The following is a 26,448-nucleotide window of genomic DNA, read 5'->3' on the forward strand; positions in this document are numbered from 1 at the left end:
CCGCTAGGGTTGCATCAAGCCATGGCCCATCAGGTTGTGATCCAGATGGTTCATGATCCACAGCGATCCGATCAGCACCAGCCCGACGATCAACACGCCGAACGCCAGCGCCAGCACGTTGTTCGTATTGTCGGGCCCCGTCGTGATGTGCAGGAAGAAGACGAGGTGCACTCCCATCTGGCCGATCGCCAGCGCGACCAGCGCGACCGGAATGCCCGGCTCCCATACCAGGTCGCTCGTCGCCACATAGAAGCTCGCCGCGGTCAGCATCGCCGCCAGTCCGAAACCGATCGCATAGCTGCGCAGCGCCGCCGGAATGTCATGCTCGGCGGACCGGCTGCCGGGCGCCTTGTCGTCCTGCGGGGTTTCGTCCAGCCCGCCGCTGCCGCTGTCCTGGGTGCGGGTGTCGCTCATCCGTGCGTTCCCATCAGATAGACCATGGTGAACAGCGCGACCCAGACGATGTCCAGCGCATGCCAGAACAGGCTGAAGCACATCATCCGCCGCGCGATATCCTCGCGAAATCCCTTGGCCCAGACTTGCGCCATCATCGTCGTCAGCCACAACAGGCCCAGCGTAACGTGCACGCCGTGGCACCCGACCAGCGCGAAGAAGGCGGACAGGAAAGCGCTGCGCGACGGCCCATGCCCTTCCCCGATCAGGTGCAGGAACTCATAGGCCTCCAGGCAGAGGAAGCCGAACCCGAACAGCGCGGTCGCGGCCATCGCGACCTGGAACCAGCGCCGGCTCTCCGCCAGCATCGCGATTCCCGCCAGCCCGCAGGTGAAGCTGGAGGCGAGCAGCAGCGCCGTCTCGGTGGCGACCAGCGGCACCTCAAAGATGTCGCGCCCGGTCGGTCCGCCCGCCGTCTCGCCGACCAGCACCGCATAGGCCGCGAAGAAGCCGGAAAACATGATGAAGTCCGACAGCAGGAAGATCCAGAAGCCGTAGGACACCACGATCCGCTTGGGCGCGGGGCCCCGCTCGCTCGCCGGGCGCTCGCCATGCCCCAGCTTGTGCGGGTCGCCATGCCGGCTGGCGTCGGCCGCGCCGCTCATGTCGCGGCCTCTTCGGGCAGGTCCAACAGCGTCGCCTTGCCCTGGCGCCGCGCATCGTCCTGCTGCTTCACCTCGTCGGCAGAGATCACATATTCGGGCTCGTCCCGCCATGCGAAGACGACAAAGGTCGCCCATGCCCCCAGGAAGCCGGCGATCACCATCCACCAGATGTGCCAGATCAGCGCAAAGCCCATCGCGGTGGCGAACACGGCGCATATGATGCCGGTCGGCGAGTTGCGCGGCATCTCGATCGGCTCATAGTCCGGCCGCTCGCTCAACACCTTCTTCTCGCGCGCCTTGGACTTCAGTTCCCAATAGGCATCCTCGCCCGTCACGTCGGGCAGTGCGGCGAAGTTGAAGGTCGGCGGCGGCGAGGCGGTGATCCATTCCAGCGTCCGCCCGTCCCAGGGGTCGCCGCTTTCGTCGATCAGCCGCTTGCGATCGCGGATCGAGACATAGAGCATCATCACCTGACACGCGATGCCGCCCGCGATCAGCAGCGCACCCGCGCCCGCCGCGATCAGCCAGGGTTGCCATTCGGGTACGTCATAATGCTGCATCCGCCGCGTCATGCCCATCAGCCCCAGTACGTAGAGCGGCATGAAGGCGAGGTAGAAACCCGACAGCCACAGCCAGAACGCCCGCTTGCCCCAGCGTTCGTCGAGCATGAAGCCGAACATCTTGGGAAACCAGTAGGTGAAGCCGGCAAAGGCGCCGAACAGCACGCCGCCGATGATGACATTGTGGAAATGCGCGACCAGGAACAGCGAGTTGTGCAGCACGAAATCGGCTGGCGGGATCGCCAGCAGCACGCCCGTCATTCCACCGATGGCAAAGGTGACGATGAACCCGATCGACCACAGCATCATCGAGGTGAAGCGGATGCGTCCGCCATACATGGTGAACAGCCAGTTGAAGACCTTCACCCCCGTCGGCACCGCGATGATCATCGTCGTCACGCCGAAGAAGCCGTTGACGTCCGCCCCTGCCCCCATGGTGAAGAAATGGTGCAGCCACACCATGAACGACAGGATGCAGATCACCATGGTGGCGATCACCATCGACCGGTATCCGAACAGGGGCTTGCCCGAAAAGGTCGAGACCACCTCGGAAAACACCCCGAACGCCGGCAGGATCAGGATATAGACCTCCGGATGCCCCCAGGCCCAGATCAGGTTCACGAACATCATCTGGTTGCCGCCCAGTTCGTTCGTGAAGAAGTGAAACCCCAGATACCGGTCGAGGATCAGCATCGCCAGCGTCGCGGTCAGGATCGGGAAGGCCGCCACGATCAACAGGTTGGACGCCAGCGACGTCCAGCAGAACATCGGCATGCGCGTATAGCCCATGCCCGGCGCACGCATCTTCAGGATGGTGGTGACCAAATTCACCCCCGACAACAGCGTGCCGACGCCCGATATCTGCAGCGACCACAGATAATAATCGACGCCGACACCGGGGGAGAAGCGCAGTTCGGACAGCGGCGGATAGACCAGCCACCCCGTCTTGGCGAACTCGCCGATGACGAGGCTCAGGTTCAGCAGCAGCGCCCCGCTTGCCGTCAGCCAGAAGCTGACCGAATTGAGCGTCGGGAACGCCACGTCGCGCACGCCCAGTTGCAGCGGCACAGCAAAGTTCATCAGCCCGATCATGAACGGCATCGCCACGAAGAAGATCATGATCGTGCCGTGCGCGGAAAATATCTGGTCGTAATGCTCGGGCGGCAGATAACCGCCATTCCCTTGCGCGATCGCCTGTTGCGACCGCATCAGCAGCGCGTCCGAAAAGCCACGCAGCAGCATCACGCCGGCCAGCAGGCAATACATCACCCCGATCCGCTTGTGATCGACCGAGGTGATCCATTCGCGCCACAGATAGGGGAAGTGCCCGGCGCGCCACGTCCAGATCAGCAGCGCCAAGATGCCCGTCACCGCCACGCCGAACGCGATCAGCGGCATCGGCTCGTGAAACGGGATCGCGTCCCAGCCCAGCTTGCCGAGCACGCTCAATGCTCCCGCCCGTCATGCGCGGTCTCGCTCACCGGCGCACCCGAGCGGGCGACGATGATGTCGTACAGCCGCGGCTGCACCGCACGGTAGCTATAGGGCGTCACATCCGTGCTCTGCTTGTTCAGGGCCACGAAGCCGGGCCAGTCCAGCGCCGGCCCCTGCCCCCGCGCCGCCGCCACGAACTGCGCAAAGGCCGCAGGGGGGACGGCCTGCGCGATGAAATCCATGTCGGCAAATCCCTCGCCGCTATAATGCGCGGACAGCCCGCGATACCGTCCCGGTCGGTCGGCGCGCAGGTGCAGCGTCGAATCCATCCCCGCCATCGCATAGATCTGGCTGCCCAGTTGCGGCACGAAGAAGCTGTTCATCACGGTGGCGGAGGTGATGCGGAACCGCACCGGTACGCCCACCGGCAGGACCAGCCGGTTGACGGTCGCAATGCCTTGCTCGGGATAGATGAACAGCCATTTCCAATCGAGCGATACCACCTCGACCGTCATCGCCCGTGCACGCGATGCGATGGGTTTGGGCGGATCATATTCGTGGCTGCCGATCCAGCCGATCCCGCCCAGAAAGATGATCGCCAGCGCCGGGATCGACCAGACAAGCAGTTCCAGCCGCCCCGAATAGGCCCATTTCGGCAGATGTTTGGCCCGTTCGTTGCTCGCGCGGAACCACCATGCGAAGCCGATCGCCATCACGATCACGGGGATGACGATCATCAACATGATCGCCAGCGAATTGAACAGCAAGGACCGCTCGCCAGCGGCGATGGGCCCCGCCGGATCGAGCACACCCGAACGACAGCCGACAAGCGCCAACAGGCACAGCGCGGGCACGCTGCCAAGACGGGGGGGCGCGGTCATTCCGCGCGTCAACGATGCCGCGCGTCGTTCGTTCCCTGCTACGCCCAGGCCAGGCTGGCGACCGGTCCAGGCTCGTCGTCCCGCCGCCCCCGCGCACGCCGCTGCCGCCTCTGCCCTCGCCCCAGCCGAGCCCGCACCCACTGCCTCATCCCGCGCATCCGCCCCAGCACCGACGCCCCCACCAGAACCCCAACCAGATCGGCCAGCGTCCCCATCTCGATCCACGGCGCCAGCCCCATGATGTCGGGCGCCGCCATCAGCACCATGCGGATCTCGTCCGCCTCCAGCATCCATCCCGCGAGCAGCACGGTCGCGACGATGATCCCCAGCATCACATGCGCCCGCTGCACCCGCAGCAACACTCTCGCCGACGCCTCCACCAGACAGCGATGCACCGCACGGCCCACCGGCGTGTCCGGCACCATGATCAGCAGCCCCCACAGATACAGCATCACCATCAACAGCATCGCGCATCCCCCCTCTGCCCGCGAAGATGGCGACACCCCATCTGCCATACTAGCCCCGCGCCACCCACAAACCTATGCTGCCCGCATGCCCCACCCCCACCGCAGCGCCCTGTTCCTCCCCGCCTCCAACCCCCGCGCCATCGCCAAGGCGCGCACCCTGCCCTGCGATGTGGTGATCCTCGATCTGGAGGACGCGGTCGCGCCCGATGCCAAGACGCAGTCCCGCGCGGCTGCGCTGGAGGCGGCGGCGCAGGGCTTTGGCGAGCGCCGGCTCGTCATCCGGGCCAACGCCCTCGATACGCCGTGGGGGGAGGTCGACTGCGCCGCGCTGCGTGACTCCCCGGTCGATGCCGTTCTGCTTCCCAAGGTCGATGGGCCGGCGGCCGCACGCCGCGCCCGCGCGCTGCTCGGCGAGGAGGGGCCGCCGCTATGGGCGATGATCGAAACCTGTTGCGGCGTGCTGGCCCTTGCCGATCTCTGCGCGGACACCCCTGCGCTACGTCTGGAAGGCCTGATCGCCGGCACCAACGATCTGGCCAAGGAAATGCGGTTGCCTGCCGATCCGGCTCGCGCCGCATTGATGCCGCTACTCGTCCAGATGGTGGTCGCCGCCCGCGCCTATGGCCTGATCGTGCTGGACGGTGTGTGCAATGCGCTCGACGACGGCGATCGCCTCGGTGCCGAATGCGCGCAAGGGCGGATGCTGGGGTTCGATGGCAAGACGCTGATCCACCCGTCACAGATCGCACCCGCCAACACGGCGTTCGGCCCGAGCCCCGACGAGATCGCCTGGGCCCGGGCCGTCGTTGCCGCCTTCGCCGATCCTGCCAATGCCGTGCTTGGCGCGATCAGGCTGGATGGGCAGATGGTGGAGCGGCTCCATCTCGCGCAGGCGGAGCGCCTGCTGGCGCTCGCCTGACCGGCATCACATCCCGTTCAGCATCTCGATATGATGCTGGACGACCGGCGCGATCTTCCCCGCCGCCGCCTTCAACGGTGCGGCGGTGCCGGACTGGGCATAGCCCTGATGCAGCGCCAGCGCCTTCTGATGCGCGGTCTTCTGCTGCTGGACGTACAGCTGGTCGCGCTGCGTGCCCGACGCCTGGCGCAGTTTGGCGACCATGTCGGCCTGCATCGGCTCCAGCTTGGGCGGCGCCGGCCGCACGCCCGCCTTGGTCGCTGCCGCCTTCACATCTGCGGTGCTCTTGGAATGATCGCGGATCATCGACTGGGCGAAGGTCCGGATCTTCGGGTTCGTCGATTGTAGGACGAGCTGGCTCGACTCCTTCTCGTACAGGTCGCTGGCGCCTGCCTTGGCGACGAACTGAGCCGGGGTCACCGTCTGCGCGAACGCGGCGGTCGGGACGGCGGCAACCAGGGCCGCCACGGTCATCATGCGAAGCATCCTCATCTTCTCCTCCTGTTATCAGTTCTTTGCGGTGCCGGGCTCGGCCATGCCACGATGCTGGCTGGCGAGTACGGCGTCGGGCACGATATGCGCCGCCGCGGCCTGCAGCTTGTTCTTCCAGCCCGACACGATCGACGCCTTGCCCGACATCAACGCATCCCATCCGTCCCTGGCCACCTTGGCGGGATCGTCCTTTTTGGGGTCGGTGCCGACATCGGTGTCCATCATGTCGCCACGTGCGAAAAATTCGGTATCCGTAGGCCCCGGCAACAGGTTGGTCAGCGTAACGCCCTTGGCATCCTTCAACTCGTCCTGGATCGCCGCGACGAAGCTGTCGATGAACGCCTTGGTGCCGTTATACACCGCCTGGAAGCTGCCGGGGATGAAGCCGGCGATCGACCCCGTCACCAGCACCTTGCCCGCATCCCGCGCCACCATCGGCTTCAGAACCCTTTGCAGCAGGTACAGCGTGCCGGTGATGTTGGTGTCGACCACCAGGCGCCAGTCCTTCACCTCCTGGTCCAGGAAGCCCTTGCCCAGTCCGTGCCCGGCATTGGCGCACAGCAGGTCGATCTGCCGCCCGCCCGCCGCCGCCAGCACGCTGTCCACGCCTTCCAGCGTCGACAGGTCCGCCTCCACCGCCTGCACCTGCGTGCCGAACTGGCGGAGGTCGGTCGCGGCTGCCTCGATCAGGTTCTCGTTGGCGACGACGATCAGGTCATAGCCATCCTTGGCGGCGAGCGTCGCCAGCTCGAACCCGATGCCCGTCGAGGCACCGGTGACGATCGCGAATTTGTCAGCCATCCTCTTGTCTCCTTCAGGCGGTCATGCCGGGCTTCAGCACGATCTTGGTCACTTCGTTCTGCTGGTCGTGGAACATCTTGTACCCCTTGGGGGCGTCCTCCAGCGGCATGCGGTGCGAGATCATGAACTCGGTATCGATCTTGTCTTCCATGATCGCGTTCAGCAGGGCGGGCATGTAGTGCTGGACATGCGTCTGCCCGGTCTTCAGCGTCAGCCCCTTTTCCATGAAGGCGCCCAGCGGGAACTTGTCGACATAGCCGCCATAGACCGCCGGCATCGACACGCGCCCGCCCTTGCGGCACGCGATGATCGCCTGACGGATCGAATGCGGCCGATCCGTGCCGAGGAAGGTCGATGCCTTGATCTGGTCGATGACGTTGTCGACGAACAGGCCATGCGCCTCCAGGCCGACCGCGTCGATCACCGCATCGGGCCCGATCCCGCCGGTCATCTCCATCAGCGCCTCATAGGTCGCTGATTCCTCGAAGTTGATCGTCTCTGCGCCGAACCTCTTGGCCAACTCTAGCCGGTGCGGGAAATGATCGATCGCGATCACCCGCTCGGCCCCCATCAGGAACGCCGACTGCACCGCGAACAGCCCGACCGGGCCACAGCCCCAGACCGCCACCGTATCGCCCGGCTCGATCTGCGCATATTCCGCCGCCTGCCAGCCGGTGGGCAGGATGTCGGACAGGAACAGGACCTTGTCGTCCGAAACCCCGTCCGGGATCACGATCGGCCCGACATCGCTGAACGGCACGCGGACATATTCCGCCTGACCGCCCGCATAGCCGCCGGTCATGTGGCTGTAGCCGAACAGGCCCGCCATCGGCGTGCCGTACAGCTCCATCGAGATGTCCTGGTTATCGGCCGGCAGACTGTTCTCGCACGCCGAATACTGGTGCTTGCCGCAATGGTAGCAGCTCCCGCACGAGATGGTGAACGGCACCACCACCCGCTGCCCCTTCTTCAAGGTCGATTTGGGACCCGTCTCGACCACCTCGCCCATAAATTCATGGCCCAGTATGTCGCCGGCCTTCAGTGTCGGGATATAGGCGTCGTACAGATGTAGGTCCGATCCGCAGATCGCGGTGGACGTGATCTTGATGATGGCATCGCGCGGGTTCAGGATCTCGGGGTCCGGAACCGTGTCCATGCGGACGTCGTGCTTGCCGTGCCAGGTGAGTGCACGCATCGGCTCAACCCTTTCGTTGTTCGAGTTCGGCGTGCGTATGCGCGCCCGTGGCGATCTCGCCGGTTTCCAGCAGTTGCTTCAGGCGGCGCAGGTCGCGCCGGGCCTGGATCGCCGGCTCGCGCTGGAACACCTTGGCGACCAGCTTGCCGATCACGCCCGCCGGCGGATCATAGACGATCGTCGCCGTCACCACCGTGCCGCGCGGGCCTGCATCGCGGAACTCGACCACGCCGGAATTCTCCACGTCCGCGCCGGGCTCGGACGTCCAGGCGATCAGCCGGTCCTTTTCCTCCTGCGTGACGCGCGCGTCCCATTCCACCGTCTTGCCGGCCGGTGCCTTCACCACCCAGTGCGAGCGGGCATCGTCCAGGATATCGATCCGCTCCACATTGCCCATGAAGGTCGACAGATTGTTGAAGTCGCGGAAATAGCTGTACACTTCGCCGACCGGACGGTTGATCGTCACCGCACGGCCGATGATCGTGCCGCCCTTGCCCTCGATCAGATCGGCAATGGCAGCGGCCGCGGCATCGCTGCGTTTCGATGCGGCCAGCGGCGCATCGTCGGATTGGCGAGTTGCCATATCGTCACCCATCGGGTCCTCCGGATTGCCAGATGAGCATCCAACCGCGTGGTCGACCCCATCGGTTCCGACGATCGAGCAAATATCACCCGAAACATGATCTCAATCAGTTTCAATGACCTGGAAAGTTGATCCAGATCACGATGCTGTGGGGCTAAGCTGTCGTTCCAGCATCTCCAGCGCGACCCCCAGACAGGCCAGCCGCACCGGCCCGCGCCCGATATCGCCGAAATGCGCCTCGCGATGATCGGCCTCGCCGCCGCGCACCGCACAGGCGAAATGGACCAGCCCCGGCTCGTCACCCGGTGCACCCGGCCCGGCGAACCCCGTGATCGCCACCGCGATGTCGCCGTGGCTATAGGCGAGCGCCCCTTCCGCCATCGCCACCGCCACGTCCCGGCTGACCGCGCCGCAGCGGTCGATCTTGTCGGACGCGATGCCGAGCAACTCGCATTTCGCCTTTTCGCTGTAGACGACGAAGCCGCGTTCGAACGCGTGGCTCGCGCCCTCCACATCGGTCAGCAACGATGCCAGCAAACCGCCCGTACAGCTTTCCGCGGTGACGATCGACCGCTCCGCCGCGCATGCCGCCTCCAGCACGCGTCTCGCCGCCGCCTCGACGGCATCCGGCACCGATGCCAGGGTCTCGCTCATGCTTCTGCTCTCCCACTGTCAGGCTGTTGCCCGACAACGGAAGCGCCCCGCCTCAGGTTGCGGCGGAATTGTTCACGATCAATATGTTACCTGCCAAGGCGGCAGGATCAGCGGCCGATCCAGTCCGCGACCTGCACGGCCACCTGATTGGCCGCCTGGTTGATCGCCGGCCCGGCATTCTGTGCATCGATCGCCGTCACCGGGACCCGTGCCTCGAAACGGCGCTTCTCGACATTGCTCTGCCCGACGCGGGTCAGCGCCGCATCGAACGTCACCACCGCCTCGCGCGTCGCCTCTTCAACGCCGAACGCGCGCAATTCGCCGTTCAGCCGCGCACCCGGATCGCTCACCGACTGGCTGGTGGACAGGACCACCCGACCGGTCCGCGCCGCAACCGTATCGGACATCAGCCGTGCGAACAGCCGTGCCGGCGGCTCTGACCACTGCGCATCCTTGATATAGGCGATGGAGGTCGGCGACACCTGCACCGGCACCCGGCCGCTGGCGAGCGCCTGGGGCACCGCCGGCACCTGGATGGTGATCGACTTGGCCGCGCCTGAATCCTGCTCCTGCCCGACCGGCACCGCGGTCTGCGCGCTCAGCGTCATCAGCGAGGGGGGCGGTTCGGCACCGAAACGTATGCAGGCGGCGAGTGGCAGCATCGCCGCCAGGCAGAGAAGCGTCTTCTTCATGGCGGCCCTCACTTACCCTTGTAATCCGGCAGCTTCTGCTGCCCGACGAGCGATCCTGCGCCCTGCTGGTCGATCTTCTCGGCGATCGAGGCGAACGAGGCGGCGGTCACGCGCAGATCGCGCACCAACTGCCCGACCTCCGGCACCGTCTGCTTGGAAAAGGCCTGCAGGCCCGGCCGCGCATCGCCCACCGCCGCGTTCAGTGTCTCGGCACTTTCCTGCGCCGACAGGATCGCCTTGTTCAAATTCGCCATGGCCGGCTTCACATCCTCGGCTAGGACGCCGTTCGTGGTCTGCGCCAGTTGCCCGATCGACTGTGCCGCGTCGCCCGCCTGCTGAATTGCGACCCGCGTCTGCGCCAGCGTCGCGGCGATTTCGGGCCCACGATCCGCCAGCGCGTCGGACAGGCGGTTGGTGTTGTCGAGGATACCCGCGATCGATGCCTGGTTGCGATCCGACAACAGCCCGGTCAGCCGCTCGGTCAGCGTCGACAGCCGCTCCAGCAGCTGCGGTGCGGAATTCAGGATCGCGCCGATACCGCCCTGCTTGGTCGGGATGACGGGCACGTCATAGGGGCAGAGCTGCCGGCGATTCTCCTCCGGGCAGGCGATCGGCTGTGCACCCTTGCGCGCGCCATCCAGCGCCACCGTGCTGGTGCCGGTGAAGCTTGCCGAGATCGATGCCGTGGTGCCTTGCAGGATCGGCGTCTGCTCGTTCACCGCAACGCGTACGCGCACATATTGCGGGTCGGGACGCCACAGCGCGATTTCCTTCACCTGACCCGACGGCACGCCCGAATAGGTGACCGCCGACCCCTTCGCCAGCCCGTCCACCGACTGGCGGAAGAAGATGTCATATTCCTTCTCCGACGTGCCGCCCAGCCGCGCGATCCACACCGTGAACAGCGCCAGCACGGCCAGCAGGATCAGCACGACGGTGCCGACGAGAACATGGTTTGATCGCGTTTCCATCAGCCTGTCCCTCGCTCGCCCCGAGCGTTATCCTGTGTCTCACCGCGCGCTGCATTGTCCACCGCCCCGCCCAGCGAAGGTTGGCCGGTGGTCCGCGCCGACACCTCGGTCGGATGCGCGTCTGCCTGCGCATCGGCCGAGCCCTGCGCATGGTTTTCCTTGGCGGCGACGGCGGCGCGACCGCGCGGCCCCTTGAAATATTCCTCGATCCACGGATGGTCGAGCGCCAGCAACTCGTCGATCGTGCCCACCGCGATCACCTTCTTGTCGGCCAGCACGGCGACCCGGTCGCAGATCGCGTAGAGCGTATCCAAATCGTGCGTGATCAGGAAAACGGTCAGCCCCAGCGTCTTTTGCAGCGACTTGGTCAACTGGTCGAATGCCGCCGCGCCGATCGGGTCCAGCCCCGCGGTCGGCTCGTCCAGGAACAACAGTTCCGGGTCCAGCGCCAGCGCCCGCGCCAGCCCGGCGCGCTTCTTCATGCCGCCGGACAGCTCGGCCGGATATTTCGGCCCCGCATCCGCCGGCAGGCCCGTCATCACCACCTTGTAGGACGCGATCTCGTCCATCAGGGCCGGCGACAGCTCCGGGTAAAACTCACGCAGCGGCACCGCGACATTTTCCGCCACGGTCAGCGTCGAGAACAGCGCCCCGCCCTGGAACAGCACACCCCAGCGCTTGCGGATCGACACCGCCTCCGTTTCCTCACGGCCGATCGTCGGTTCGTCGAACACGGTGATCTCGCCGGTATCGGGCGTCTGCAGGCCGATGATCGAGCGCATCAGCACGGACTTGCCCGTGCCCGATCCGCCGACCACGCCCAGAATTTCGCCTCGCCGCACGTCCAGGTCCAGTCCGTCATGGATCACCTGGTCGCCGAAGCTGTTGCGGATGCCACGGACCCTGATGATGTGCTCGTCGCGCGCCGCCATCAGTTCCAGCCCACCCAGGTGAAGAACACCGCAAAGAACGCGTCGAGCACGATGACCAGGAAGATCGCCTGCACCACCGCGGACGTGGTGCGCAGGCCGACCTGCTCGGCGTCCGACTCCACCGACATGCCCTGGAAGCACCCGGCGATCGCGATGATCGCGCCGAAGACGGGGGCCTTGATCAGGCCGACATAGAGGTCGGTGATCGGTACGACCTCGCGGATGCGGGCAACGAAGGTGACGGGTGGAATACCCAGCGACACCGCGGCCAGGAAACCGCCACCGATGATCGCGATCAGCGAAGCGTAGAAGCCGAGCAGCGGCATCAGCGTCACCGCCGCCAGCGTGCGCGGCAGCACCAGCGCCTCCATCGGCGACACGCCGATGACGCGCATTGCGTCGATCTCCTCGGTCAGCTTCATCGTGCCGAGCTGCGCGGCAAAGGCCGAACCGGAGCGCCCCGCGACCATGATCGCGGTCATCAGCACGCCCAGTTCGCGTAAAGTGAGCCGGCCGACCAGGTTGATCGTGAACACCTCGGCACCGAACTGGCGCAGCTGCACCGCGCCCTGCTGCGCGATGACGATCCCGATCAGGAAGCTCATCAGCCCGACGATGCCGAGCGCGGACACGCCCACCGTCTCGAACTCGTGCACCACCGCGTTGAAGCGGAACCGGCGCGGATGGCGGATCACGGCCAGCATCGCCATGGTCGTCGCCCCCATGAAGCCGAGCAGGCCATAAAGGGTGCGGAACGAGGTGACGACGGCATCGCCGATCTCGCCTGCCACGCGGGCGAACGGACTGACCGGCTGCGGGCGCATCGCCACCGGCTTGTCGGCATTCACCACTTCGTCGAACAGCGAGCGGCTGGCGTCGCTCAGGCCAGAAACCTCGGCATCGTTGCGCGCCGCGAAACGGTGCACTACCCATGCGCCGACGGTATCGATCCGGTCGACGCCCGACAGATCGACACGGCGCACCCGGCCCTCGTGCCGCTCCAGCCGGTCGGGCAGGTCGCCCATCGAGGCCAGCGACAGATCGCCCGTGAAGCGCAGCGCTCCGCCGTCCGCATCGTCCTGGCTGAAATCGGCCTTGGCGCTCATCGCGTGTCTCTTTGCGGGAAAGTGCCGCGAACGGCAAGGCGGCTCGCACCCGCGACGAACCGCTGCTGCATTGAAACGGCACCAGACTGTGCCGTTGTCACAACAGCACGTCCACGCCGTGGATGGCAAGCCCGACGATGCCGCCGACCAGCGTACCATTGACGCGGATATACTGAAGATCGCGTCCCACCGCGTTTTCGAGCCGCGTCGTGATCGTGCGCGCATCCCATCCGCGTACGGTTTCGGACACGAGACGCACGATGCCGTCGCCATAATCCGCCGCGACGCCGACCACGGTACGGCGAACGAAGCGATTGATCGTCCGGGCAAGGCCGGGATCGGCCTGCACCGTGCCGCCCAGTTGCCGCAGCATCTCTCCCAGCTTGCCCGCCATCGCGGCTTCCGGATCGCGCGCGATCTTCAGCATCGCCTCGCGCGCCTGCTCCCACAATCCGTCCAGCCAGCGCTGCATCGCCGGATTGGCGATCATCTCCGCCTTCAGCGCCTCGACCCGCTCGCGCGTCTCCCGGTCATGTTGCAGATCCCAGGCAAGCCGATCGAGCCCTTCCTCCATCTTCAGCCGCAACGGATGCTCCGCATCCTCCGCCATGTCGTTCAACAGCTTGTCCAGACCACCGATCAGGCGGTCCGCCACCGTCTCGTCCAGCCCGGTCCAGCGCAGCAACGCCCCCGCCCGCTCGTGCACCATCGCCCGGATTAGCGCCTCGTTCGACGACAGCGCGCGCGCGGCCCAGCGAATGCCCCCATCCAGCAGCGGCGCATGGCGGTTTTCCGCCACCGCCGCCTTCAGCAACTGGCCCAGGATCGGCGAAACCTCCGTCGCACGCAGCCGCGTCCCGATCGTCGCCTTGACCATCCCGCCCAGCCGCTGCGGATCGAACGCCTGCAACATTTCCGCCGCCAGCTTGGAGGCGCCACGCCGGATACGCCCGCCCTCGCCCGGCGGCTGCGCCAGCCAGCGCCCTGCGGCACGCGCCACGTCCACCCGGTGCATCCGCCGCGCGACGACCCGCGGCACCAGGAAATTGGAGCGCAGGAACTGCGCCAGCGTGTCGCCGATGCGATCCTTGTTACGCGGGACGATCGCGGTATGCGGGATGGGCAGACCCAGCGGATGGCGGAACAGCGCCGTGACCGCGAACCAGTCGGCCAGTCCGCCGACCATCGCCGCCTCCGCAAACGCGCGCACGAAGCCCCAGCCGGGATGCACCGGAACCAGCGCGCGGCTGATGAAAAAGGTGATCGCCATCGCCACCAGCAATCCGGTGGCGACGATTCGCATGCGCACAAGAGCCGGAGGAGCGGGCTCCTTGGCCCCGGTGCGATGCAGGCGGTTCATCACCAACGACAATCCCCGAACCGCGGGATTGTTCAAGCTGCGTATCGATCGCACCGCAATCATTCCTGTGCCAGACAGGACCGGACATCGTCAGGAGGCTGCCGTTCCCACCCATATTCCCGCCCCGCTGCGCACTGCGGCCACTGCGACCGGGCGGCTGGCGGCGGCCTTGTGCGTGCTGTTGTTCGGCTATGCGCTGGCCGGCGCGATCGGCGGATCGATCCCGGCCGGCGGCGCGGAACCACGACCTTCGTCACGCGCGGTGACCATCTGGATCGAATCGAACGGCATCCATACCGCGATCATCGTGCCCAAGCGGGCCGCCGGCGTGGACTGGCGCCGCGTCTTCCCCGCCCGCGACCTCGCCGACCCGCGCTATGGCGGCTATGATCATCTGGCGATCGGCTGGGGCGAGGCGGCGTTCTTTCTGGAAACGCCGCGCTGGCGCGACATCCGGCCGGCGACGATCGCCGCGGCCGCGATCGGCAGCGATCGCTCGCTGATCCATGTCGATCATCTCCCGCGCCCCCGGCCGGGGGACGGCGCGCGCGCCGTGCTGCTGAGCGAAGCCGGGTATCGGCGGCTGGCGGCTTATATCGCCGCCAGCCTGGCGCCGCGGGGGCAGGTCCATCGCGGCTACGGCGCTTACGATGCCTTCTACACGGCCCGTGGTCGCTATTCCGCGATCACGACCTGCAATGCATGGACCGGGGCGGCGCTGCGCCATGCCGGCGTGCGCATGGGGCGGTGGACGCCCTTTCCCACCACGGTGATGTGGTGGCTGTGACCGGTCAGTCGTTCGCCGCCTGATAGCCGTCATAGCCGCGGCACTCCTCGGGGTGCTTGCGGCACCTTTTCTCGTAATCGCGACGCTCGCGGCCCTCGCGGGCTTCCTTCTTGCGCATCTTGCGCCCGTAATTGCGGTCGGCCTCGTCCTGGCTGGTCGTCGTCCAGTCGACCACCTGCCCCGCCACCTGGAATGGCGCCTTCACCACCCCCACGGCGGTCCGCACGCACCCCCCCGCCAACAACGGCACCATCAACGCAAGACACAGACCGACTTTACGCATTCACTCAACTCCGGATCGCACCGCATCGCGCGTGGAAACACCGATTAGCGGATAGTCCGTGAAGAATCCGTCGATTCCAAGGCGGAGTGCCGATGCGATCTCACCGCCCAGATCACCGTGCCCGGCGGGGGCAGTGCCGCGCCGAAAAGGCGGCGTCAGAAACGCATTCTCGGCCCGAAACGTCCAGGGGTGAACGCGCAAGCCCGCCGCATGCGCATCGTCCACCAGCGTCGTGGCACCACCCTCCACATCCCACAGCATCGCCTTGTCCGGTCCGATACCCCACGCATAGCGCGCGACCGCGCGCAGCCCGGCCGGCGTGACCATCGCCGCATAGGACGGCGCGGCATGATCGGCGGGGGCCCCCTCCGCCGCCACCAGCTGGATCAGCCGCACGCCGGTATGCGCATGCAGCCATTTCAGGTTGTCCACCTCGAACGACTGGATGAAGACCGGTGCCGCCGCCGTCGTCCATCCCGCCTTCTTCAGCGCCGCCAGCAAGGGACGATCGGTGTTCAGGCCGATGCCGGCGAAATAGGTCGGATGCTTGGTCTCCGGATAGATGGCGATGGTCCGCCCCGTCTGCGTCGAGCGCGCCTTGGCCAGTGCGATGATCTCGTCCAGCGTCGGGATCGTCTCCTGCCCGTCATGCGCGGTGGAGCGCATCTGCGGCAGGCGTTCGCGCGCGCGCAGCCGCTTCAATTCGGCCAGCGTGAAATCCTCGGTGAACCAGCCCGTCACCGGCTGGCCGTCGATCGTCTTGGTCGCCCGGCGATCCGCAAATTCGGGATGCTGTGCCACGTCGGTCGTGCCCCCGATCTCGTTCTCGTGCCGGGCGACCAGCACGCCGTCCCTGGTCGGCACGAGATCCGGCTCGATCACATCGGCGCCCTGCGCGATCGCCAGATCATAGGCGGCGATGGTGTGTTCGGGCCGCTCTCCACTGGCGCCGCGATGGGCGATCACGATCGGAGGCGACAATGGACCGGATCGCAGCGTCATGGCACCAGCCTGCCCCGTCATTCCGGCCGCGGCAAGCAAAGTGGTGAGAGTGGTTCGCAACGGGAAACCAATATGAATCATGGCGTTTGTTCTCGGTCCTCGGGAGCTTTCCGCAATGCATTTCACGATCAATGGTCAATCGCATGACATCGATGTCGATGTGCGCACCTCGCTGCTCGACCTGTGTCGGGAGCATCTGGGCCTGACCGGGTCAAAAAAGGGATGCGACCATGGTCAGTGCGGCGCCTGCACGATGCTGGTGAACGGCCGGCGGATCAATTCCTGCCTGTCGCTGGCGGTGATGCACCAGGATGACGAGATCACCACGATCGAGGGGCTGGGTCAGGTCGGCGACCTCCACCCGCTGCAGGACGCGTTCGTGCGCCATGACGGCTATCAATGCGGTTATTGCACGCCGGGCCAGATCTGCTCGGCGGTCGGCATGCTGGACGAGGCCAGCAAGGGTTGGCCCTCGCATGTCAGCGCGGACCTGAGCGACGTCGAGCTGAGCGACGAGGAGATTTCCGAACGGATGAGCGGCAATCTGTGCCGCTGCGCCGCTTACCCGAACATCGTCGATGCGATCCGCGAGGTTGCTGGCAAGGGCAACCGCGATCCCAATGCCGAGGTGGGTCGGGAGGTCGCGGCATGAAGCCCTTTGCCTATGAGCGTGCCGACAGCGCGGAGGTCGCGGTACGCGAAGCCGGCACCGCCGGCGCGAAGTTCATCGCCGGCGGCACCAACCTTCTCGACCTGATGAAGCTTCAGGTCGAGACGCCGCAAACGCTGGTCGATATCAGTCGTCTGCCGCTCTCCGAGATCGAGGAGCGCGAGGATGGCGGCCTGACCATCGGCGCGCTGGTCCCGAACAGCGACCTTGCCGCCGATGCCCGCGTGATCGAGCGCTATCCGGTGCTGTCGCGCGCGCTGCTGGCCGGCGCCAGCGGGCAGTTGCGCAACAAGGCCTCGACCGGCGGCAACCTGCTTCAGCGGACGCGTTGCTATTATTTCTACGACACTGCCATGCCCTGCAACAAGCGGGAGCCGGGGACGGGCTGCTCGGCGCGCGAGGGCTTCAACCGTATCCTGGCGGTACTCGGCACTTCGGAGAACTGCATCGCGACCCATCCCAGCGACATGGCGGTGGCGATGCGCGTGCTGGACGCCACCATCGTCACGCTGAAGGCGGATGGCGACCGGCGCCGGATCGCGATCGCCGATTTCTACCGCCTGCCCGGCGACACGCCGCATATCGAAACCGCACTGGAGGCGGGTGAACTCATCACCCATGTCGAACTGCCGGCACCGCCCAGGGGCAAGCAGATCTATCGCAAGGTCCGCGACCGCGCATCCTATGCCTTTGCGCTGGTTTCGGTCGCGGGCGTGGTCGAGGTGGCCGACGGCCGCATCGCCAGCGCATCGCTGGCCTTTGGTGGGCTGGGGCCGATGCCCTGGCGCGATGCCGGGGTCGAGGCGGCATTGGTCGGCAAGGCGCCCGACGACATCGCGTTCGGCGCCGCCGCCGATGCGCTGCTCGCCAATGCCAGGGGCTATGGCAGCAACGATTTCAAGATTCCGCTCGCACGCCGCACACTGATTGCGAGCCTGCGCGAGCTGACGGAGGCATGAGCATGTTCGGCAATTCCGACACCAAGTCGCTGACGATGAATCAGCCTTATCCGGACAGTCTGCTCGACACCGGGGTGCAGGGCGTCATCTCGAAGCCGCTCGACCGCGTCGATGGACCGTTCAAGGTTTCCGGCACCGCCACCTATGCCGCCGAATACGACATTCCGAATGCGGTGCACGGCGTTCTCGTTTCCGCCAAGATCGGTCACGGCGAGGTGCGGTCTATCGACATCGACGCGGCCAAGGCGATGCCGGGCGTCATCGACGTCATCACCGACTACGACTCCTTTCTGCGCAATTCGCAACAGGGCGGCGAGACCAAGGCCCCGACCCAGGGCGTCAAGCAGGTCGATTATTTCGGCCAGATCGTGGCGATCGTCCTGGCCGAAACCTTTGAGGCCGCACGGGAGGCCGCGCTGTCGATCCCGGTCGAATATGACTACAAGTCCGGCGTCTATAATTTCGAGGCGCACAGAGACGAAGCGCACAAGCCGCCCAAGGCGATGATCCCGCCGCACTACAGCCAGGGCGATCCGGACAAGGCGTTCGACGAAGCCCCGGTAAAGGTCGACGTAACCTATATCACCCCCAGCCAGAACTCGGCGGCGATGGAGCCCCATGCCTCGATCGCGGTATGGGAAGACGGCGCGCTGACGCTTTACGGCGCCTATCAGATGCCGACCTCGGACGCGTCGCAGCTTGCCGACGCGCTGGGCGTGTCGAAGAACAAGGTGCGCATCGTCTCGCGCTATATCGGCGGTGGCTTCGGATCGAAGCTGGGCATCGCACCCGAAAGCGTCGCCGCAGCGATCGCCGCCAAGCGGCTCGGCCGCCCGGTCAAGGCGGTGATGCTGCGCCAGCAGGTGTTCGACGCGACGGTGCGCCGGTCCAACACCGAGCAGCGCGTGAAACTGGCCGCCGGGCGCGACGGGCGCATGACCACACTGGTGCACGACTCGCTCGTCTCCAACCTGCCGGGCGAATCCTTCTTCGAACCCGTCGGCATCGGCACCCACTCGCTCTACGCCAGCGAGAATCGCCGCATCAACCACGACACGGTGGATGTGAACCTGACGCTCTCGGGCTCAATGCGCGCCCCCGGCGAGGCGGTCGGCATGGTCGGCGTCGAATGTGCGATGGACGAGCTGGCCGAGGCGTTGGGGCTGGACCCGATCGAACTGCGCCGGATCAACGATCCCGAACAGGACCCGGAAAAGCAGGTCCCCTTCTCGTCGCGCAAGCTGACCCAGTCGATGGACGAGGGTGCACGCCGGTTCGGATGGGACAAGCGCAATGCCGTGCCCGGTTCGCGGCGCGAGGGCGACTGGCTGGTCGGCATCGGCATGGCCGCCGCCACCCGTAACAACCAGTTGCAGCAATCCTCCGCCAAGGCCGAGATCCATCCCGATGGCAGCGCCACGGTCTCGTCGGCGATGACCGATATCGGCACGGGCAGCTACACCATCATGGCGCAGATCGCCTCCGAGATCCTCGGCATCCCGGTGGACCGCATCACCATGAAGCTGGGCGACACCAACGATCCGCCCGCGGCCGGCTCGGGCGGCTCCTGGGGCGCGGCGTCGGCCGGTTCGGCGGTTTATCTGGCCTGCGAACTGCTGCGCGAGAAGCTCGCCAAGGCGATGGAGGTCGATCCCGCCGACCTGACGCTCAAGGACGGACAGGCGATCGGCGGCAACCGGCAGGTGGCGATTTCCGATCTGGTCGGCGACGGCATCGAGGCGACCGGCGAGATCAAGCCCGGCAAGCAGGAAAAGACGCACACCCAGGCCAGCTACGGCGCGCATTTCGCAGAGGTCGGCGTCAACGTCGTCACCGGCGAGGTCCGCGTCAGGCGGATGCTGGGCGTGTTCGCGGCCGGCCGCGTGCTCAACGCCAAGACGGCGCGGTCGCAGTGCCTGGGCGGCATGACCTTCGGCATCGGCACCGCCCTGACCGAGGAGCTGATCCACGACACGCGCAACGGCAAGCTGGTGAACCACGACCTTGCCGAATATCATGTGCCGGTAAATGCCGACGTGCCGCAGCTCGAGGTGCATTTCCTCGACGAACGGGACATCCACGCCAACCCGATCCATGCCAAGGGCATCGGCGAGCTGGGCATTTCGGGCGCCGCCCCGGCGGTGGTGAACGCGATCTACAACGCGACCGGCATCCGCGTCCGCGACCTGCCGATCACGCTCGACAAGCTGCTCGACGGACTGCCGCCCGTCTGATCGGGCGCTTCCCGCTTCGCTCGGCATCAACGGACGGAGTATGACATGGACGATCCCTCCCCCAACGCCCTGGGGGAAGACAGGAACGATAGATGGCCGAAAACGACTCCGTCCTCTCCGCCGCACGCGCCTGGAAGGGCGAAAAACTGGCCATCGCCACGGTGGTATCCACCTGGGGGTCGGCCCCGCGCCCCCGCGGCAGCCACATGCTGGTCCACGCCGATGGACGGTTCGAGGGGTCGGTGTCCGGTGGCTGCGTCGAAAGCGACATCCTGCAAACCGCGGCCGAGGTGATCGGCGGTGCCCCCTTCCAGGTCAAACGCTACGGCGTCGCCGATGCTGCGGCGTGGGAGGTGGGCCTGCCCTGCGGCGGCGAGATCGCGGTGATGGTACAGCCCGTCTCGGCCGAAGGGTTCGATCCCGAATTGTTCGACCGGATCGCGGAAGCGCGCGAGGATGGCCGCTCGCTCACCGTCACCACCGACCTCGCCACCGGCCATTCCGACCTGCGGCCTGTAGAGACAGGAGAAATCTTCGCCAACCGCTACGATCCGCCCCGGCGCCTGTTGATCGTCGGCGCGGTGCAGATCGCGCAGAGCCTCGCCGCGCTGGCCGCGACACTGGGCATCGCCACGGTGGTGATCGACCCACGCGGCCGCTTCCTGACCGAGGAACGCTTCCCCGGCGTCACGCTGGACGATCGCTGGCCCGACGAGGCGATCGCGGCATGGCGCCCCGGCCCCGCCACGGCGGTGGTGACGCTCAGCCACGACATCAAGATCGACGATCCCGCGCTGATCGCCGCGCTTGCCAGCGACGCCGCCTATGTCGGCGCACTGGGCAGCCGGCGCAGCCATGCCGCCCGGCGCGAACGTCTCGCGGCGGCGGGCCTTTCGGCTGCGGCGATCGACCGCATCGATGGCCCCGTCGGGATCGATATCGGCGCGATCGGCCCGTCCGAGATCGCGCTGTCGATCGCCGCCGCCATGGTGGGGGCATTTCATGATCGCCGCTGAGGACACCGTTCTTGTCCTTCTGGCCGCCGGCCGCTCGGATCGCTTCGGATCGGAAAACAAGCTGGAGGCCGAGTTTCTGGGCAAGCCGGTCGGCTTCCACGTCACCACCGCGCTGGAGGCGATCCCGTTCAAGGCGCGGGTCGCGGTGGTCGATGGCTGCCGGCTGGACTTTGCAAGCCGCGGCTACCGCGTGATCCACAACGATGCGGTCGGGCGCGGCATGTCGCATTCGGTCCGCCTCGGCGTCGCCTGTGCCATGTCGCTGGAGGCGCGCGCCGTGGTGATCGCACTGGCCGACATGCCGCGCGTCACCGCCACCCATATCTACCGCCTGCTCGACACCGCCGATGGCGACGATGCCGTGGTAGTGTCCAGCAATGGCGTGCATCCCACCCCGCCCGGCGTCTTCGGCCGCGACCGGTTCGACACGCTGATGCAGTTGCAGGGCGATGCGGGCGCGCGCCAGCTGGTCGCCGCCGGCCGCCATGTCGTGACTACCCCGACCGAGCTGATCGACATCGACACGCCGGACGATCTGGAGCGCCTACGCCAGCTCGTCCATGCGCCCGAGCGCACGATCACTCGTGGCGCAGCGCGTCGATCGGATTGAGCGCCGCGGCGCGCCGCGCCGGGAAATAGCCGAAGACCACGCCGATCACCGCCGAGATGGCGAACGCGATCATGTTGATCTGCGGATCGAACGTCCACGGCACCTGCATCAACGGCGCCAGCGCCAGGATGATGAGCTGCGCCAGCACCAGCCCGACGATCCCGCCCAGGCATGACAGCGCCACCGCCTCGACCAGAAACTGCATCAACACCTCGCGCGCCACCGCCCCGATCGCCAGCCGGATCCCGATCTCGCGCGTCCGCTCCGTCACCGACACCAGCATGATGTTCATGATGCCGATCCCCCCCACCACCAGACTGATCGCCGCCACCGCCGCCACAATCCGCGTCAACAGCGTCGTCGTCCCCGTCAGGGTGTCGGAAATCTGCTTCGTGTCAAAGATGTTGAAGTCATCTTCCTTGCCGCCCGTGATGTTGCGCCGCTCGCGCAGCAGGTCGGTGAGCGATGCCTGCACCGCCGCGGTGGAATAGGCCTGGTCGACCCCGATCAGCATCAACTGAATGTCGCGGTTGCCGGTAAAGCGGCGTTGCACCGCCTTGATCGGCATGATGACGGTGTCGTCCTGGTCGCCGCCAAAGCCCGCCTGCCCGCGCGTCGACAGCACGCCGATCACGTCGCAGCTGATGTTGCCGACCCGGAAGCGCTGGCCCACCGCCTCGCCGCCGCGAAACAGGTTGGTGCGCACGGTATTGCCGATGATGCACACCGCCTTGCCCGCTTCCTCCTCCGCCGGTGTCCAGTAGCGCCCGGATACCAGCGGCCAGGGCTGCACCTTGAACACGTCGCTGGTGGTGCCGCGCACCGTCGTCGACCAGTTCGCCCCCTCGTAGATCGCGGTCACCGCCGACGACGCCTGCGGCGCGACCCCGGTGACGCCGGCGATCTGGTTCTTGATCGCCTCCACATCCTCGGGCTTGAAGTCGGGCGGGCGCGGGCCGCCGCCGCCCCGGCCAAAGCCCTGGCCGGGACGCAGTTGCAGGATGTTGGTGCCCAGCGCCGAGATCTGCTGCTGCACCGCCGAGGTCGTCGCCTTGCCCAGCGTGACCATGGTCACCACCGCGCCGACGCCGATGACGATACCCAGGATCGTCAGGAACGAGCGCAACAGGTGCCGCCGGATCGACCGGATCGCGAGAGTAAGCGTGGTGCCGAACATCAGGCGCGTTCCTCCGGCAGGCGGGGGGGCATGTCCTCGGGCATCGTTCCTTGCGCATGCTGCGCCTCGATCCGCTCGACCAGCCCGTCCTTGAAATGCACCACGGTGCGCGCGAACGCGGCCATGTCGGGCTCGTGCGTCACCATCAGCACGGTGATCCCGCTGTCGCGGTTGAGGCCGGTAAGCAGCTGCATGATCTCCACCGAGCGCTCCGAGTCGAGATTGCCCGTCGGCTCGTCGGCCAGCAGCACGTCCGGACTGGTCACGATCGCCCGCGCGATCGCCACGCGCTGCTGTTGCCCGCCCGACAGTTCGGCGGGCGTATGGTCCCACCAGTCCGCCAGCCCGACCTTGTCGAGCGCGGCCATGCCCATGTCGCGCCGCGTCTTGCGATCCTCGCCGCGGTAGAGCAGCGGCAGTTCGACATTCTCCAGTGCCGAGGTGCGGCTGAGCAGGTTGAACCCCTGGAACACGAAGCCGAGATATTGCCGGCGGAGCAGCGCGCGCTGGTCGCGGTCCAGCGTCTCGACATGATGGCCCCGGAACAGGAACGTGCCGCCGCTGGGCACGTCCAGGCACCCCAGGATGTTCATCGTGGTCGATTTCCCCGATCCCGACGGCCCCATCACCGCAACGAAGTCGCCCGCCGCGATGTCGAGATCGACACCCTTCAGCGCCTGGAACTGCGTCGCGCCCATGCCATAGGTCTTGGTGACGCCGCGCAGCGAGATGAGCGGTGGATTACTGGCCACCGCCCCCTCCCTGCCGCCGCTGGCCGCCGCCGCGACGCTGGCCGCCCGCCGTGTCGCTGCCGCCCGTCAACTGCCCGGTGATGACCTGCATGCCGGGCTTCAGGTCGCCGCCGGTTACCTCGGTCATGCTGCCGTTGGTGTCGCCGGTCACGATCTGCACCGGCTGCGGCTGACCATCGCCGCCGCGCACATACACGGTCTGCGTCGCACCACGGCCCAGCGTCGCGGTACGTGCCGGCCGGTCGCGGCGCGGGCGGAAGGTCAGCGAGCCGGCGATGCCGCCGCTCTGGTCGCCGGCGGCGCCGGTGGTCGGTTTGAAGCGGAGTGCGGCGTTGGGGACGAGCAGCGCGTTCTGCTTGTCCGAGGTAACGATATCCGCGGTCGCGGTCATGCCGGGGCGCAGTTGCAGCGTCGGGTTGGCAACCGTCAGGTCCGCGGCATAGCTGACCACCTGGTTGGTCGCTGTCGTCGTGGTGGTCGAGGAAGAGGCCGTGGCCGCACTGACCGTCAGGTTCGATCCCAGGTCGACGCGCGTGATCTTCGCCGGGAAGGTACGGCCGGGAAACGCGTCCACGGTGAAGTTCGCCTTCTGCCCCACCTGCACCGCGCCGACATCCGCTTCGTCGATCGCGACCTCCAGCTTCATCTGGGTCAGGTCCTCGGCGATCACGAACAGCGTCGGCGTGTTGAACGAGGCCGCCACCGTCTGGCCGGGATCGACCTGCCGCGCCAGCACCACGCCCGATACCGGCGAGCGGATGATCGCCCGCGCCCGCTGCGTCTGCGACTGCGCCAATTGCGCGCGCGCCGCGGCCACATTGGCCTCCGCCACGCGCAGGGCCGCCGCCGCACGCTGCGCATCCGCACGCCCGGCCTGAAGCTCGGTGCCGGACGGCACGCGCCCCTTGGACAGTCGATACACTTCCTCCAGCCGGGCAAGCTGCGCCTGCGATTCGGACAGGGTGGCACGCGCCTGCGCCACCTGCGCCTGATTGGCGTTCAGCGTCGCCTGGCCGGCGCGGATCTGGTCGTCGATCTGTTCGGGATCGATCAGCGCCAGCGCCTGTCCTGCGGTCACGCGGTCGTTCACGTCCACCACGACGCGGGTGACCAGACCCGACAGCTGCGAGCCCACCGTCACCTGGTTGGTCGGCGCCAGCTTGCCCGTGGCCGAGACGGTCACCGTCAGGTTGCCGCGGCTGACCGGCGCGGTCGCATATTGCGGCGCATCCGATCCGCCCAGGCAGTTCTTGAGCAGCAGCAACAGCAGCACGACGCCGACCGCCACCGCACCCCAGCTCACCCATCGCCGCCAGCGCGGCTGCGGCTTCATCCCCAGAAAATTGTCGAGCGCTTCGTCGGCCATCAGGGGTTCCCGGTGGTGGAAAGGGTGGTGCCGGCGCGCGGCGCCTCGGGCGTCACATCGGCATCCCAGCCGCCGCCCAGCGCCGCGAACAGGGTGACCAGCGCGGTGGCGGCGTCGCTGCGCGCGCTCGCCTCGCTGTTGCGCGCGTTGAACAACGCGGCCTCCTGCTGCGACAAGGTGGTGAAATCGGTCAGGCCGGAGCGATACTGGCTGCGGCTGAGGATCGCGGCATTGTTGGCCGCATCCAGCGCCACCGCAAACTCGCGCTCGCGCTCGCGCGCGGTGTTGAGCGCGACCACCGCCACCTCGACATCCTCCAGCGCGTTCAGCACGGTGCCGCGATAGGCGGCCAGCGCGGCATCCGCCGCCGCCTCGCTCGACCGCACCCGGCTGCGCAACTGGCCGCCGTTGAAGATCGCCTGGGTCAGGCCGGCGAACAGGCTGCCGGTGATCGCCTCGCCGATCGAACCGATGCTGGTCGCGTTGGTGTTCAGGTTGCCGCTGATCGCCAGCGCCGGATAGAGCGCGGCCTTGTCCACGCCGATCTGCGCGGTGGCCGCCGCCAGGTTGCGCTCGGCGGCGCGCACATCGGGTCGCCGACGCAGCAGGTCGGCGGGCAGGCCGACGCCGATCGCCGCAGAGCCCCCCGGGATCGGGCGCACCGCCTCCATCCGCCCCTTCACCGCACCGGGCGCCTGCCCGGTCAGCACGCCCAGCCGCGACACCGCCGCATTATATTGCTGCGCCAGCGCCGGGATCGTCGCGGCGGTCTGCGCCCGCTGTCCCCGCGCCTGTTCGTTGTCCAGCGACGAGACGAGGCCCGCCTGCACGCGAAAACCGGCAATCTCCAGATTGTCGTCCTGCAACGCCAGGCTGGCGCGCGCATTGGCCAGTTCCGCCTGATACAGCCGCGCCAGCACATAGTTGCGTGCCGTCTCGCTCTCGACGGTCAGCAGCGTCGCGGCATAGTCGAAGCCCGACGCCTCATATTGCGCGCGTGTCGCCTCCACGGTGCGGCGCACCTCGCCGAACAGGCCGAGCTGGTAGCGCGCCGACAGGCCCACCGTATAGGCGTTGCGACCGCCGCCGCCGGTATCGACCACGGTGCCGTCGGGCAGCGTGAACGAACGCCCGCCGCCCACCACATTCTCGTTGCGCTGGTATCCGGTCGACCCGGAAAGGGTCGGCAGCAGCGAGGCCCGGCTCTGCACCAGGCTTTCGCGCGCCTGCCGCAGCCGGGCAACCGCCTGTGCGACATCGGTGTTGGCGGCGGCCGCCTGCTCGACCAGTTCGCCCAGAAGCGGATCGTCGAAGCGCCGCCACCAGCGCGTCAGGTCCGCGACCTCGGCCTGGGTGGCGGGCACCGACCATCCGTCCGGCACGCCCAGTTCGGCGGGCGCCGCGGGCCGATAGTCGGGGCCGACGGTGCAGCCGGCAAGCGCCAGGGGCGCGAGGAACAGGGCGCGAGCGCGGAACATGGGGCGGAG

Annotated in this window: 28 protein-coding genes; 7 read left to right on the forward strand and 21 right to left on the reverse strand. The window is 67.1% G+C overall.

The window, feature by feature from the left end:
- Positions 1 to 3: 3 nt before the first annotated feature.
- The 5 genes from cyoD to GQR91_RS03040 are packed head-to-tail and all read right to left on the reverse strand — an operon-like array spanning position 4 to position 4,400.
- Positions 4 to 414: a cytochrome o ubiquinol oxidase subunit IV gene (gene cyoD, locus GQR91_RS03020; RefSeq protein WP_149681113.1), complete on the reverse strand. Its 411-nt coding sequence runs from the start codon at positions 412 to 414 to the stop codon at positions 4 to 6.
- Positions 411 to 1,058: a cytochrome (ubi)quinol oxidase subunit III gene (locus GQR91_RS03025; protein ID WP_149681114.1), complete on the reverse strand. Its 648-nt coding sequence runs from the start codon at positions 1,056 to 1,058 to the stop codon at positions 411 to 413. The genes cyoD and GQR91_RS03025 overlap by 4 nt, the downstream gene beginning before the upstream one ends.
- Complete coding sequence (cyoB, locus tag GQR91_RS03030) at positions 1,055 to 3,067, reverse strand: cytochrome o ubiquinol oxidase subunit I (protein ID WP_211368560.1); 2,013 nt, start codon at positions 3,065 to 3,067, stop codon at positions 1,055 to 1,057. The genes GQR91_RS03025 and cyoB overlap by 4 nt, the downstream gene beginning before the upstream one ends.
- Positions 3,064 to 3,933 carry a ubiquinol oxidase subunit II gene (gene cyoA / locus GQR91_RS03035; RefSeq protein ID WP_149681115.1) on the reverse strand — a complete coding sequence of 290 codons (870 nt, stop codon included), beginning with the start codon at positions 3,931 to 3,933 and terminating at the stop codon, positions 3,064 to 3,066. Before cyoA ends, cyoB begins: the two co-directional genes overlap by 4 nt.
- A 38-nt stretch (positions 3,934 to 3,971) precedes the next feature.
- Positions 3,972 to 4,400 carry a hypothetical protein gene (locus GQR91_RS03040; RefSeq protein WP_149681116.1) on the reverse strand — a complete coding sequence of 143 codons (429 nt, stop codon included), beginning with the start codon at positions 4,398 to 4,400 and terminating at the stop codon, positions 3,972 to 3,974.
- Between the two features lie 85 nt (positions 4,401 to 4,485).
- Here GQR91_RS03040 and GQR91_RS03045 point away from each other — a divergent pair, with 85 nt between their 5' ends.
- Positions 4,486 to 5,319, forward strand: coding sequence for an HpcH/HpaI aldolase/citrate lyase family protein (locus GQR91_RS03045; RefSeq protein ID WP_149681117.1), 834 nt, complete (start codon positions 4,486 to 4,488; stop codon positions 5,317 to 5,319).
- Positions 5,320 to 5,325: 6 nt separating this feature from the next.
- Here GQR91_RS03045 and GQR91_RS03050 read toward each other — a convergent pair whose 3' ends face one another.
- From GQR91_RS03050 to GQR91_RS03095, 10 genes are all read right to left on the reverse strand, one after another.
- Positions 5,326 to 5,811 (reverse strand): DUF4142 domain-containing protein, encoded by a 486-nt coding sequence (locus GQR91_RS03050; protein ID WP_235903848.1) that lies wholly within the window; start codon positions 5,809 to 5,811, stop codon positions 5,326 to 5,328.
- Positions 5,812 to 5,826: 15 nt separating this feature from the next.
- A complete protein-coding gene (locus GQR91_RS03055) occupies positions 5,827 to 6,612 on the reverse strand; it encodes an SDR family NAD(P)-dependent oxidoreductase (RefSeq protein ID WP_149681118.1) in 786 nt (261 codons plus the stop codon).
- Positions 6,613 to 6,625: 13 nt separating this feature from the next.
- Complete coding sequence (locus tag GQR91_RS03060) at positions 6,626 to 7,807, reverse strand: zinc-dependent alcohol dehydrogenase (protein WP_112381420.1); 1,182 nt, start codon at positions 7,805 to 7,807, stop codon at positions 6,626 to 6,628.
- A 4-nt stretch (positions 7,808 to 7,811) separates the two neighbouring features.
- A complete protein-coding gene (locus GQR91_RS03065) occupies positions 7,812 to 8,390 on the reverse strand; it encodes an SRPBCC family protein (RefSeq protein WP_249042510.1) in 579 nt (192 codons plus the stop codon).
- A 138-nt stretch (positions 8,391 to 8,528) separates the two neighbouring features.
- The gene (locus GQR91_RS03070) at positions 8,529 to 9,044 is read right to left on the reverse strand and encodes a CinA family protein (RefSeq protein ID WP_149681120.1); all 516 of its coding nucleotides are present in this window, start codon (positions 9,042 to 9,044) and stop codon (positions 8,529 to 8,531) included.
- A gap of 107 nt (positions 9,045 to 9,151) precedes the next feature.
- Positions 9,152 to 9,736: an ABC-type transport auxiliary lipoprotein family protein gene (locus GQR91_RS03075; protein ID WP_149681121.1), complete on the reverse strand. Its 585-nt coding sequence runs from the start codon at positions 9,734 to 9,736 to the stop codon at positions 9,152 to 9,154.
- A gap of 8 nt (positions 9,737 to 9,744) precedes the next feature.
- Positions 9,745 to 10,707, reverse strand: a complete 963-nt coding sequence (locus GQR91_RS03080; RefSeq protein ID WP_112381424.1) for an MlaD family protein — start codon at positions 10,705 to 10,707, stop codon at positions 9,745 to 9,747.
- Positions 10,707 to 11,639 carry an ABC transporter ATP-binding protein gene (locus tag GQR91_RS03085; RefSeq protein WP_149681122.1) on the reverse strand — a complete coding sequence of 311 codons (933 nt, stop codon included), beginning with the start codon at positions 11,637 to 11,639 and terminating at the stop codon, positions 10,707 to 10,709. Before GQR91_RS03085 ends, GQR91_RS03080 begins: the two co-directional genes overlap by 1 nt.
- Positions 11,639 to 12,745, reverse strand: coding sequence for an ABC transporter permease (locus GQR91_RS03090; RefSeq protein WP_149681123.1), 1,107 nt, complete (start codon positions 12,743 to 12,745; stop codon positions 11,639 to 11,641). Before GQR91_RS03090 ends, GQR91_RS03085 begins: the two co-directional genes overlap by 1 nt.
- 97 nt (positions 12,746 to 12,842) lie before the next feature.
- Positions 12,843 to 14,048 (reverse strand): DUF445 domain-containing protein, encoded by a 1,206-nt coding sequence (locus GQR91_RS03095; protein ID WP_149681124.1) that lies wholly within the window; start codon positions 14,046 to 14,048, stop codon positions 12,843 to 12,845.
- A 37-nt stretch (positions 14,049 to 14,085) separates the two neighbouring features.
- On the opposite strand from GQR91_RS03095, the gene GQR91_RS03100 reads away from it, so the two are divergent.
- Positions 14,086 to 14,892 carry a TIGR02117 family protein gene (locus GQR91_RS03100; RefSeq protein ID WP_311732262.1) on the forward strand — a complete coding sequence of 269 codons (807 nt, stop codon included), beginning with the start codon at positions 14,086 to 14,088 and terminating at the stop codon, positions 14,890 to 14,892.
- A gap of 4 nt (positions 14,893 to 14,896) precedes the next feature.
- Here the strand turns inward: GQR91_RS03100 and GQR91_RS03105 are convergent, their stop codons facing one another.
- Together GQR91_RS03105 and GQR91_RS03110 are read right to left on the reverse strand one after the other, a co-directional pair.
- Entirely contained in the window at positions 14,897 to 15,175 is a 279-nt protein-coding gene (locus GQR91_RS03105) for a hypothetical protein (RefSeq protein WP_149681125.1), read from the reverse strand.
- Positions 15,176 to 16,177, reverse strand: coding sequence for a glycerophosphodiester phosphodiesterase (locus GQR91_RS03110; RefSeq protein WP_149681126.1), 1,002 nt, complete (start codon positions 16,175 to 16,177; stop codon positions 15,176 to 15,178). It abuts the gene before it with no gap.
- Positions 16,178 to 16,292: 115 nt separating this feature from the next.
- Here GQR91_RS03110 and GQR91_RS03115 point away from each other — a divergent pair, with 115 nt between their 5' ends.
- The 5 genes from GQR91_RS03115 to GQR91_RS03135 all read left to right on the forward strand — a co-directional run bounded on the left by GQR91_RS03115 (position 16,293) and on the right by GQR91_RS03135 (position 21,666).
- Positions 16,293 to 16,829, forward strand: coding sequence for a 2Fe-2S iron-sulfur cluster-binding protein (locus GQR91_RS03115; protein WP_112381429.1), 537 nt, complete (start codon positions 16,293 to 16,295; stop codon positions 16,827 to 16,829).
- Positions 16,826 to 17,806, forward strand: a complete 981-nt coding sequence (locus GQR91_RS03120; protein WP_149681127.1) for an FAD binding domain-containing protein — start codon at positions 16,826 to 16,828, stop codon at positions 17,804 to 17,806. The genes GQR91_RS03115 and GQR91_RS03120 overlap by 4 nt, the downstream gene beginning before the upstream one ends.
- 2 nt (positions 17,807 to 17,808) lie before the next feature.
- Complete coding sequence (locus tag GQR91_RS03125) at positions 17,809 to 20,040, forward strand: xanthine dehydrogenase family protein molybdopterin-binding subunit (RefSeq protein WP_375781590.1); 2,232 nt, start codon at positions 17,809 to 17,811, stop codon at positions 20,038 to 20,040.
- Positions 20,041 to 20,132: 92 nt separating this feature from the next.
- A complete protein-coding gene (locus tag GQR91_RS03130) occupies positions 20,133 to 21,056 on the forward strand; it encodes an XdhC family protein (protein WP_149681129.1) in 924 nt (307 codons plus the stop codon).
- The gene (locus GQR91_RS03135; RefSeq protein WP_149681130.1) at positions 21,043 to 21,666 is read left to right on the forward strand and encodes a nucleotidyltransferase family protein; all 624 of its coding nucleotides are present in this window, start codon (positions 21,043 to 21,045) and stop codon (positions 21,664 to 21,666) included. Before GQR91_RS03130 ends, GQR91_RS03135 begins: the two co-directional genes overlap by 14 nt.
- Here the strand turns inward: GQR91_RS03135 and GQR91_RS03140 are convergent.
- From GQR91_RS03140 to GQR91_RS03155, 4 genes are read right to left on the reverse strand one after another with little or no spacing between them, the layout of a single operon-like run.
- The gene (locus GQR91_RS03140; RefSeq protein WP_112381434.1) at positions 21,635 to 22,843 is read right to left on the reverse strand and encodes an ABC transporter permease; all 1,209 of its coding nucleotides are present in this window, start codon (positions 22,841 to 22,843) and stop codon (positions 21,635 to 21,637) included. The genes GQR91_RS03135 and GQR91_RS03140 overlap by 32 nt on opposite strands.
- Entirely contained in the window at positions 22,843 to 23,541 is a 699-nt protein-coding gene (locus tag GQR91_RS03145; RefSeq protein ID WP_149681475.1) for an ABC transporter ATP-binding protein, read from the reverse strand. The genes GQR91_RS03140 and GQR91_RS03145 overlap by 1 nt, the downstream gene beginning before the upstream one ends.
- A 43-nt stretch (positions 23,542 to 23,584) precedes the next feature.
- Complete coding sequence (locus GQR91_RS03150) at positions 23,585 to 24,961, reverse strand: efflux RND transporter periplasmic adaptor subunit (protein WP_149681131.1); 1,377 nt, start codon at positions 24,959 to 24,961, stop codon at positions 23,585 to 23,587.
- Positions 24,961 to 26,439 carry an efflux transporter outer membrane subunit gene (locus GQR91_RS03155; RefSeq protein WP_149681132.1) on the reverse strand — a complete coding sequence of 493 codons (1,479 nt, stop codon included), beginning with the start codon at positions 26,437 to 26,439 and terminating at the stop codon, positions 24,961 to 24,963. The genes GQR91_RS03150 and GQR91_RS03155 overlap by 1 nt, the downstream gene beginning before the upstream one ends.
- Positions 26,440 to 26,448: the final 9 nt, after the last annotated feature.

It is taken from the genome of Sphingomonas carotinifaciens (assembly GCF_009789535.1).
In the GTDB taxonomy this organism is placed as follows: domain Bacteria; phylum Pseudomonadota; class Alphaproteobacteria; order Sphingomonadales; family Sphingomonadaceae; genus Sphingomonas; species Sphingomonas carotinifaciens.